The 9,870-nt window shown below is 71.2% G+C and carries 11 protein-coding genes; all 11 read right to left on the reverse strand.

The window, feature by feature from the left end; translation table 11 throughout:
- Window positions 1-1,759, reverse strand: a 1,759-nt coding sequence (locus tag AB0G02_RS20740) for a WXG100 family type VII secretion target (RefSeq protein ID WP_360796834.1), incomplete at its 3' end; no start/stop codon positions are given.
- Window positions 1,759-2,061: a hypothetical protein gene (locus tag AB0G02_RS20745; RefSeq protein WP_360796837.1), complete on the reverse strand. Its 303-nt coding sequence runs from the start codon at window positions 2,059-2,061 to the stop codon at window positions 1,759-1,761. The genes AB0G02_RS20740 and AB0G02_RS20745, both read right to left, overlap by 1 nt.
- A 155-nt stretch (window positions 2,062-2,216) precedes the next feature.
- The gene (locus AB0G02_RS20750; RefSeq protein ID WP_360796840.1) at window positions 2,217-2,582 is read right to left on the reverse strand and encodes a hypothetical protein; all 366 of its coding nucleotides are present in this window, start codon (window positions 2,580-2,582) and stop codon (window positions 2,217-2,219) included.
- Between the two features lie 62 nt (window positions 2,583-2,644).
- Window positions 2,645-3,979, reverse strand: coding sequence for a phosphoglucosamine mutase (gene glmM, locus AB0G02_RS20755; RefSeq protein ID WP_360796860.1), 1,335 nt, complete (start codon window positions 3,977-3,979; stop codon window positions 2,645-2,647).
- A 115-nt stretch (window positions 3,980-4,094) separates the two neighbouring features.
- Window positions 4,095-4,733, reverse strand: coding sequence for a 30S ribosomal protein S9 (rpsI, locus tag AB0G02_RS20760; RefSeq protein WP_360796843.1), 639 nt, complete (start codon window positions 4,731-4,733; stop codon window positions 4,095-4,097).
- Window positions 4,730-5,173, reverse strand: coding sequence for a 50S ribosomal protein L13 (rplM, locus tag AB0G02_RS20765; RefSeq protein ID WP_033436749.1), 444 nt, complete (start codon window positions 5,171-5,173; stop codon window positions 4,730-4,732). Before rplM ends, rpsI begins: the two co-directional genes overlap by 4 nt.
- A 253-nt stretch (window positions 5,174-5,426) precedes the next feature.
- Complete coding sequence (locus AB0G02_RS20770) at window positions 5,427-5,717, reverse strand: WXG100 family type VII secretion target (protein ID WP_360796846.1); 291 nt, start codon at window positions 5,715-5,717, stop codon at window positions 5,427-5,429.
- Window positions 5,718-5,793: 76 nt separating this feature from the next.
- Window positions 5,794-6,105 carry a WXG100 family type VII secretion target gene (locus AB0G02_RS20775; protein ID WP_360796849.1) on the reverse strand — a complete coding sequence of 104 codons (312 nt, stop codon included), beginning with the start codon at window positions 6,103-6,105 and terminating at the stop codon, window positions 5,794-5,796.
- A 146-nt stretch (window positions 6,106-6,251) separates the two neighbouring features.
- A complete protein-coding gene (locus tag AB0G02_RS20780; RefSeq protein WP_360796852.1) occupies window positions 6,252-6,674 on the reverse strand; it encodes a hypothetical protein in 423 nt (140 codons plus the stop codon).
- 16 nt (window positions 6,675-6,690) lie between these two features.
- On the reverse strand, window positions 6,691-8,505 hold the full coding sequence (locus AB0G02_RS20785) for a type VII secretion-associated protein (RefSeq protein ID WP_360796855.1): 1,815 nt from the start codon (window positions 8,503-8,505) through the stop codon (window positions 6,691-6,693).
- Between the two features lie 138 nt (window positions 8,506-8,643).
- Window positions 8,644-9,690: a tetratricopeptide repeat protein gene (locus tag AB0G02_RS20790; protein WP_360796857.1), complete on the reverse strand. Its 1,047-nt coding sequence runs from the start codon at window positions 9,688-9,690 to the stop codon at window positions 8,644-8,646.
- Window positions 9,691-9,870 lie beyond the last annotated feature (180 nt).

Genomic DNA, 9,870 nt, shown 5'->3' on the forward strand with positions numbered 1-9,870 from the left:
GTGCGCCCAGGGCCGCACCGGGCGTGCCCGCACCGGTGGCCGACGTCGCGCCGGCCAACGCGCCCGCCAGCGCCGCCCCGCCGTTCTGGCTGGTCAGGGCCTTCAACGCGTCGGGGCTGTTGCTGAAGTCGACGTCGTAGGTCTTCGGCTCGCTCTGCGGCGTGTCGACGGTGATCTGCACGTGGCCGTTGTCGTCCGGCTCGGTGATCTTGATCTCGTTGTCGCCGCTCTTGATGGTGACGGTCTCGGGCGCCTCTTCCTCGCCCTTCACCCCGTCGGGCTTGCCGTCGCCGTTCTTGTCGTCCGGCTTGCCGTCACCGTCGAGGTCGTCCGGCTTCCCGTCGCCGTCCAGGTCGTCGGGCTTGCCGTCGCCGTTGGTGTCGCCGGGGACCTTGAGGTCGTCCGGCTTGCCGTCGCCGTCCTTGTCGAGCGGGTTCTCGGGCTTGGGCATCTCCGGGATGGACGGCGTGCCGCCGCCACCACCGGAACCGCTGCCACCGCCGCCCGTGCCACCGCCCGTGCCGCCACCGCCGCCGGTGCCCTTGCCGCCGCCTTCGTGACCGCCCTTGTCGCCGCCCTTGTCCCCACCCTTGTCGCCGCCCTTGTCGCCGCCCTCTTCAGCGGCGGCAGCCGGGAACGGGTTCTCGAACTCGGCCATGTAGCCGGCGAGGGTGTCCCACTTGGCGTCCACAGAGGACTTGGTCTCGGTGCAGCAGGTCTTGAACTGCTCGTAGAGCTGCCAGAACTCGACGTTGAACGAGTCGCGGATCCACTTCTTGCACTGGTTGATCGCGTAGTCGCGGTTCTCGTCGTTCAGGCTGCAGTCGTCGGAGTTGATCCGCTCGGCGATGTTGCTGCCGGTCTTCGAGTCGACCCAGCCCGCGATCTCCGACACGCGGTCCTTGGAGTAGTCGCCCTCGCCGCGCGCGAACGACACGACCTTCTCGGCCATGTACGTGTCGGCCTGGCCGATCTGCTCCCGGTACATGCCGAGGACCTCGTCGGCCTTGCTCTTGCACAGCTCGTACACGCCGCTGACGGCGGTGCGGGTCAGCTCGGCCGCGCCGTTGAGCCCGTCGGCCAGCTCGGTGATCTTCGGGCCGATCTTGCCGGTGTAGTGCTCGTGGGACTTGGTGGCCGCCTTGCCCTCCCACTCGCCGTAGAGGGCCTTGAGCCGACCGTCCACGTCCGACTTCATGTCGTCGATCTTGGCCTTGGCGTTGCCGAACTCGTCGGCCTCCATCAGCAGCTTGTGGAAGTTGATCCCGCGCTGCTCGTCGTACGGCTTCTGGATCTGCTCGGCGTAGTTCAGCGCCGTGGTGTTGCCGATGCAGTCGCCGGGCCGGTTGTTCCAGATGCCCTCGAACTTCTCGAACACCTTCAGGCCGGCCTTGCCCGCGTCGAACAGCTCGTCGGACAGCTGCACGCCCGAGCCGCCCGAGGTCGGCGGCTGCTTGGCGTCGAGCTGCTTCTGGCCCTCGTCGACGGCCTTGGTCTGCTCGTGCGAGTTGTAGCCCTTGCTGTCGCTCTCCGCCTTGGCCTCGTCGTAGCGGGACTGCAGGTCGCTGGTGCCGCGGTCCCAGAGGCTGGTGTCCCAGCTGTCGTAGTCGTAGCGGTCCTGGTAGGTGCCCGCTTCGTCCGGGATGTTCCACGGCGCCGTGGAGGCGACGTAGTCGTGCAGCAGCGCCTTCTTCTTGTCCTCGGAGACGTTCGGGTCGTCGAGGAGCGCCTTGACGTCGTTCCAGCTCGGCTCGGCCATCAGTACTGGCTCCCCAAGTCGGCGGCGTTGGTGGATTCGACGTCGTCGTAGGTCGTGGCGCCGGAACCGATCTTCCCGGCGAACCCGCCGAGCACGCTGGTCATGTTCGCGATGCCCTTGCCGAAGTTGTCGATCCCCGTCTTGTACTTCGTGAAGTGCTGCTGGTGCGCCTCACCGAAATCGCGGGCGACCGTCTGGGTCTGACCGACGTCCTTCAACCCGTCGGCCGTCTCCTTCGCCGCATCGGAAATGCCCTTCGAGGCTTTTTGCATCGCCTCGGTACTGGTGCCGTAACCGGCCACGGCGCTTCACTCCCCTCCGTGGCGCGACGGCCACGACCCAACTCGACGACTCGCCCTTTCCGACGCGACGCTTCGGCGTGCGGTTCCCATCGTGGCAGCCGCGCGGACCGCCCGACGGCGTTTCCGCCCTGGTCCTTGCAGGTGTAAACGCCGGGTCAGCCGTGGGGCGGTGGCTGCGGTGGAGGCTGGTGCGGAGGCTGCTGCGGCGGGTGGTGGCCCGGCGGGGGAGCCTGCGGGTACGGGCTCTGAGGGGGCGGTGGCTGCTGCCCGTACGGCGCTTGCCCGTAGGGCGGCTGACCGGGAGGCGCCTGCCCGTACGGGACCTGGCCGGGAGGCGCCTGACCGGGGGCGGGCGGGCCGTACGGCGGCTGGTGGCCGTACGGCGGCTGCGGCCCGGGTTGGCCGTACAGCTGCGGGTTGTGCTGGTAGGGCTGCCGCGGCTTCTTCGTCGACTTCACGATCACGACGACGAGCACGACGAGCCCGGCCAGCACCAGGAGCAGCAAGAGGTCGATCACCACGGCGGTGTCCCCCCGAACGGTCTGCGGGTCGGTGCGATCCCGGGGTCGGAGCGACCCCGAGGTCAGTGGACCGAGGAAACCACACCGGCGAGCCGCTGGGCGGCGGACTCCGCCAGCTCGTGCGTGGCGGCCTCGACCATGACGCGCACCAGCTGCTCGGTGCCCGACGGGCGCAGCAGCACCCGGCCGGTGTCGCCCAGCTCGGCCGACACGGCGGCGACCGCCTCGCTGACCGCGGCGTCCTTCGCCACCGCCGCCTTGTCGCCCACGACCACGTTGATCAGCACCTGCGGCAGCCGGCGCATCACGCCCGCCAGCTCGGCCAGGGGCTTGCCGGTCTCCGCCATCCGCGCCATCAGGCGCAACGCGGTCAGCAGGCCGTCGCCGGTGGTGGCGTGCGCGGGCACGATCACGTGCCCGGACTGCTCGCCGCCCAGCGCGAACCCGCCCGCGCGCAGCTCCTCCAGCACGTACCGGTCACCGACGGCCGTCGTCTTGAGGCTGATGCCGTGCTCGCGCATCGCCAGGTGCAGGCCGAGGTTGCTCATCACGGTGGCGACCAGCGTGTCGTCGGTCAGCTCACCGGCTTCCTTCATGCCGAGCGCCAGCACCGCCATGACCTGATCGCCGTCGAGGTCGTTGCCGTCGGCGTCGACCGCGACGCAGCGGTCCGCGTCACCGTCGTGGGCGATGCCCAGGTCGGCGCCGTGCTCGACCACCGCGGCGCGCAGCGGGCCCACGTGGTTCGAGCCGCAGCCGTCGTTGATGTTCAGCCCGTCGGGCGCGGTGTGGATCTCGACGACCTCGGCGCCCGCGCGGCGGTAGGCGTCCGGCGCGGCCACGGACGCGGCGCCGTTCGCGCAGTCCACCACGACCTTCAGGCCGTCCAGGCGGTGCGGCGTCACCTTGAGCAGGTGCTGCACGTACTGGCCCTCGGCGTCCTCGATGTCGTGGACGCGGCCGATGCCCGCGCCGGTGGGGCGGTGGTCGCGGTCGCCCAGCTTCTGCTCGATCTCGTCCTCGACCGCGTCGGGGAGCTTGTGCCCGCCGGCGGCGAAGAGCTTGATGCCGTTGTCGGGCATGGGGTTGTGCGAGGCGGAGATCATCACGCCGACGTCCGCGCCCAGCGCCGACACCAGGTAGGCGACGGCCGGGGTGGGCAGGACGCCCGCGCGCAGCACGTCCGCGCCCGCCGATGTGAGGCCGGCCACCACGGCCGCCTCCAGCATCTCGCCGCTGGCCCGCGGGTCGCGGCCGACCACGGCGACCGGGCGGTGCGAGCGGTCGTGCTCGGCCAGCACGCGTGCCGCCGACGCGGCGATGGACAGCGCGAGTTCCGGGGTCAGGTCCGCGTTGGCGAGACCGCGTACGCCGTCGGTGCCGAACAGCCGAGCCATGATCGCCGTGACCTCCATGTGCACATGACAATGGGCGGAAAAGCACTGCGGGAGCAGCAGTTCGACGAAGAACTGACTGCTCCCGCAGGATCGTGCTCGCTGGACCCGGGAAGGGTCAGCGCTTGCTGTACTGAGGCGCCTTGCGGGCCTTCTTCAGACCGTACTTCTTCCGCTCCTTGACCCGGGGGTCACGGGTGAGGAAGCCGGCCTTCTTCAGGACCGGGCGGTCCTCGGAGTCGACGGCGATCAGCGCACGCGCGATCGCGAGGCGCAGCGCACCGGCCTGGCCGGTGGTGCCGCCGCCACGCAGGGTCGCGATGACGTCGAACGTCTCCGGCTTCTCCGTCGTCACCAGGGGCTCGCGGATGAGCTGCTGGTGCACCTTGTTCGGGAAGTAGTCGTCCATCGACTTCCCGTTCAGGGTGAACTTGCCGGTGCCGGGGAGGAGCCGCACGCGGACGATGGCCTGCTTGCGGCGGCCGACCGTCTGCGCGAGGTGGTGCGCACCCGCGTTGAGCGTGTGCCGCACGACCGGCGTGGCCTCGACCTCGGCCTCGTCGGCGTCGCCTGCCTCGTCGGCCGCGGTGTCGGCCTCGGCTTCGGTGGCCTCGCCCTCGGTGGCCTCGGCCTCGGTGGCCTCGACCTCAGGGGCGTCCGCCTCGACGGCTTCGGTCTCGACGGCCTCGGTCTCGACGGTCTCGAGCTCGGCCTCAGGGGTCGTCACGTCGGTGTCCTCGGTCTGGTGCTCGGTCACTGGGCGACCTTCTTGATCTCGAACGGCTGCGGCTGCTGCGCAGCGTGCGGGTGGTTCGGGCCCGTGTAGACCTTGAGCTTGCCCGCGATCGCGCGGCCGAGGCGGTTCTTGGGCAGCATGCCCTTGATCGCCTTCTCGACCAGCCGGTCGGCGCGGGTGTCGAGCACCTCGCCGAACGAGCGCTGGCTCAGGCCGCCCGGAAAACCGGAGTGCCGGTACACGAACTCCTGATCACGCTTCTTGCCGGTCAACGCCACCTTGTCCGCGTTGATGACGATGACGAAGTCACCGGTGTCAACGTGAGGGGCGTAAGTCGGCTTGTGCTTGCCGCGCAGCAGCGTCGCGGCCTGGGTGGCGAGCCGACCGAGCACCACGTCCTGGGCGTCGATCACGTGCCAGGTTCGGGTCACCTCGCCGGGCTTCGGGCTGTACGTGCGCACGGGTCTACCTCGTCGTCACTTGCGTCTGGGGTCATTGCGGCGGCTGCTCAGGCCAGAGACCCCAGGTGGGCAGAGGACCAGAACACGAGGTACGCATAGTGCGCACCAGTTACCGCACAACAACGTAGGAAGATACCGGGTCGGGTCGGGTCGGGTCAAAACGGCCCCCCCGAACCGGCCCTGAACACGCGCGTGGCCCCGGAACCTCGAGGTCCCCGGGGCCACGCGAAGGGTCACAACGCGGTGACCTGTGTTACCAACGACCGGCGTTCTTCGACTCCGCGGCCTGGTAGGCCTCGGTGGCGGACGCGACGGCCGAACCGATCTGGGCCAGCACCTGCTGCAGGCCGGCGGCGGACTCGTCCCACGCGCGCTGGGCGGCCTGGTAGTTCTCCGACGCGCCACCGTCCCACTGGGCGATGACCGGCGCGAGGCGGGACTTCAGGTTCTCGAGCTCCGACTCGATCTTGTTGGCCTGGCCGCTGATCTCACCCGCGGCGCTGCTCAGGTGACCGAAATCGACCGCAATCTGGTTGGTGTCCATGATCTCCCCTTGGAAGTGAAGTCAGAAAGAAGAGCGAAAGCGAGTGGAACAGGAACGGAACGTGAATTCCGGGCGATCAGCCGCTGAGGCGGTTGGTGATCGACGACATCTCCTGCGCCTGCTCCTCTTCCTGCTGGATGTAGGTCGAGGCGCTGCCGTCCATCTGCTCGGCGATGTCGAGCAGGGCCTTCTGCAGCTTGTCGGCGTCCTCGCGGAAGCGCTCCATCAGCTTCTGGAAGGCCAGGGCCGCGCCACCCTTCCAGGCGCCGGACAGACCGTCGATGGTGCCACCGAGCTGACCCAGGACGCCCTGGACGTTGCCGTTGGTGCTGACGATGTCCTTCGCGGCACCGACGAGCTCCTCATGTCCGGTCTTGTAACCAGCCATTGGGTACGACCCCCTTGGTAGATGAGATCAGGCGCTCTTGCTTCGTACGCCTCTTACGACGCAGACCTTGCCATGGTCGGTTCCGCGTTGTCGCGACTTCTTGGGAAGTAGTTGCGGGTGTAAACGCACGGCCCGCCGGAAGGCGCTCAGTAGAGGATTCGCGCTTGCGAAAAGTCCTCGTCATCGCCCCTTTCGGGGGGCAGTTGACCCCTCGGGCCCGCGGCCGCTCGGGATCCGAGGACCGGGCGTGGCGGAACTGCATTTGCATTCGCGTCCGTTTGCTCTCGCGATTTCTCCGGCGTGAGCAGTTCGGCGCCCGGTGGCAACTCCTCCACGGGCAGGCCGCGGTGGTGGCGGAATCCGGTGGCGACCCGCTGCACGTCCGGTGACGTGGGCGCGTGGCCCTCGGGCCGGACCTGCCGGGCCCTGGCCTGCTCGGCCAGCTCGCGGTTCCGCTCGCGCTGGGCCGCGCTCCTCGCGCCCGCGGCGGCCGCCGCGCGCCTGCCCCTGGTCACCGCGGCGTCGAGGTCCGAGCGGAACCGGGCGAACGCCTCGGGAATCCCGGTCATCACACTCCTCACGAAGTCAGCTGGTCACGGTCAGCGTGCGGACGACCTGCTCGCACGCGGGGCGGACCCGGTCGCGACCGTCCTGCGGGTACTGGCACCCGACGTTGACCTGGACGGTGCCCTGGAACAGCACGTACCAGTCGATGGTGGCCGAACCCACCTCTTCCCGGTAGTAAACGACACCCTTGGTGGCGAAGTCAGCGGAAGCGTCGAAATCGGACACCCCGGCGCGCTGGTCGTACTGCCGGCGCAGCTCGGTGCGGGCCCGGTCCGGGTCCTGGGTGGCGTCGTAGTTGAGCAACCGCTCCTCCACCGCGATCACGTCCAGGGTGGACTCGGGCGCTTCCGGTTTGAGCAGCACCTTGCGGGTCTCGACCTGGCCGCCGGTCTGCTGCCAGCCGGCGGGCGCGACGAAGCTGTAGTCGTACTGGGCGATGGTCTTGCCGTCGGCCGCGCCGGAGGCCGGGGTGGACGAGGAGGCGGGCGTGGTGGGGCCGCCCTCCGTGGTCGTGTCCCGGCTCAACGCGTACGCCACGGACGCGCCGACGACGGCGAGCACCACGACGGCGGCGATCACGAGCAGCGGCACGCGGCTGCGGCGCGGCGGCGGCACGGGCGCCGGGGCGGACGGGAAGTACGACTGCTGCGGGAACCCGCCGGGCGGCGACGGCGGTGGCGTGATCCGCCGGGTGATCTTGCGGGTCTGGTCGTCGGTGATCTTGCGGGTGACCTCGCCGCTGCCGGGCGGCAGCGAGCCGGTGCGCAACGGGTCCACGCTCACCGCCCGCAGCGCGCCGCGGGCCACCACCGTCTCCGGCTGGTCGATGCTCGTGGGCACCACGCCGGACTGCTCCAGGACCAGGCGCGCGACCAGCGGGATACGGCTCGACCCGCCGACCAGGAACACGCCGGCGAGCCCGCGCGGGTCGAGCCCGGCGTCCCGCACCGCGGTCACCACCAGCGCGGCGGCGCGGTTGAGCGGCGTGCTGATCAGGCGTTCCAGGTCGGTGCGGGTGACGTGGGCGTCGGGGAACGGCGGCGGCATCGGCACGTCGGTGTAGGCGTGCCGGGACAGGGACTCCTTCGCGCCGCGCACGTCCTGGCGCAGCACCCGGCGCTTGCGGCGGTCGGACATCTCCCGACCCTCCACGAGCTCCCGCCACGCGTCCGGGTCGCCCGGCGCGACCAGCGAGCCGATGTGCTCCAGCAGCGCCTGGTCGACGTCCGCGCCGCCGAAGCCGGGGTCGCCCTTGGTGGCCAGCACGCGGAACGTGCCGCCCTGGCGGACGACCACGCTGGCGTCGACCGTGCCGCCGCCGAGGTCGAGCACGGCCAGCGCCGCGCCGTCCGGGATGGCGTGGGTGGCGGAGTGGAACACCGCCGCGGCGACCGGTTCGGGCACCAGGCGGACCTCCTGGGCCAGCCCGCGGGCGGCCTGGAGCAGCACCCTGGTGCGGATCGCGCCCCAGTCGGCCGGGTGGGTGAGCACGAGCAGGTCGACCCGGGCGCCGCCGGCCACGTGCCGGGCCTCGTCGACGGCCCTGGTCAGCACGGCCCGCACGACGTCGACCACCGGCAGCACGCTGGTGCCGAGCAGCAGCTCGCCCTCGTCGACGCGGCGCTTGGGGTGCGGCTCGTAGCGGGACGGGTCCACCGCCGCCTGGCGTTCGGCCTCCTGCCCGACGAACAGGGTGCCGTCGGCCGCGGCGAACACCGCGGAGGGCACGATCGGCTGGCCGTCGACCACGACGACCTGCGGTTCCCGGCCGTGCAGCGACATGGCGACGCAGGTGCTGGACGTGCCGAAGTCCACCGCCACGTGCAAGCTCATCCGTCATCCCCCTCGTCGGCCGGGGCGGGCCTGCATATGCATACCCCACGGGACCGACGGTTCGTCGGCTGGTCGTGCGATCGCCGGTCCGGAGGTCCGCTCCACCGACCGATCGGGTTCAGCGGGCAGCCGCCGCGGTCACGTCAACGCGTCGAGTTCGCGGCGCACTTCCCCGGCGCGCGGGTGCCGCAGCTCCTCGAACACGGCCAGGGACCTGCGCAGCGCCGCGCGCGCCGCCTCCACGTCCCCCGTCCGCCGGAGGGTCTCCGCGAGGTCGCTCCACGAGCCGGCCTCGTAGTAGCGGTCGCCGGACTGCGCGAACAGCCGCACGCCCTCGCGCTGCACGGTCAACGCCTCCTCCAGCCGCCCGAGCTCGCGGTAGGCCAGGCCCAGGGTGTCGATCGCGGAGGCGTGGCCGGGCAGGTCGGACAGCCCCTCGTACAGCGCGATCGCGTCCATCGAGTGACGGACCGCCTCGTCGTGCCGGCCGATCAGGTGGTAGCTCCACCCGCTCGACGTGAGCGCGCGCGCCTGCCCGTGCGCGTGGCCGATCTCCCTGAACAGCTCCAGCGCGCTCAGTTGCAGCGGCAGCGCCTCGGTGGACCTGCTTCCGATCTCGAAGATCCCGCTGATGTTCACCAGCACGTAGCCCTCGGACACCCGGTCGCCCGCCTCCCGGAACAGGCGCAACGCGGTGTGGAGGTGGTCCTCGGCCTCGTCCCAGCGGTGGAGGAGGGTGGCCGCGCGCCCCAGACCGCGGTGCATGTTCGCCCGCAGTCCCGGGTCACCGAGCCGTTCCGCCGCGACGAGCGCCCGCCGGCACGCGTCCACCCACTCCAGCCAGTGCCCGCTGCGGTGGAAGAAGGTCGCCGTGCACTGCGGGATCAGGCACGCGTGGGCGTCGAACCCGTGCTCGGCCGCGTGGTCGGCCGCCGCCAGCAGGGTCCGGAACTCGGTGCGGTACCAGTCGAGGGCGGCGGCGTGGGACTCGACGTGCTCGGGGCGGACGCCCGGCCGCGCCGGCGGCAGGTCCACCGGTTCGCGCTGCGGGTAGAGCGCCTTGTCCGCTCGCTCGGCGGTGTGCAGGAAGTGGTCGAGCAGCCGGGCCCGCGCCTCGCGGATCGCCTCGGGCGGGTCCTCCTCGGCGGCGAGGTCGGCGGCGTAGCTGCGGAGCAGGTCGTGCATCACGTACCGGCCCGGCACGTGCTCGGAGACCAGGTGCGCCTGCGTCAGCTCCGCCAGCGCCCGGCGCGCGTCGGTGGGCGGGAGGGCCGAGCCCGAGGCTGGCGCGCACGGCGGTCTCCGACCCCGGCGTCCCGGACTTCCGCAGCAGGTGCCGGGTCAGGGGGTGCGCGCAGAACCGGC

The sequence above is a fragment of the Actinosynnema sp. NPDC023658 genome (assembly GCF_040639995.1).
Lineage (GTDB): Bacteria > Actinomycetota > Actinomycetes > Mycobacteriales > Pseudonocardiaceae > Actinosynnema.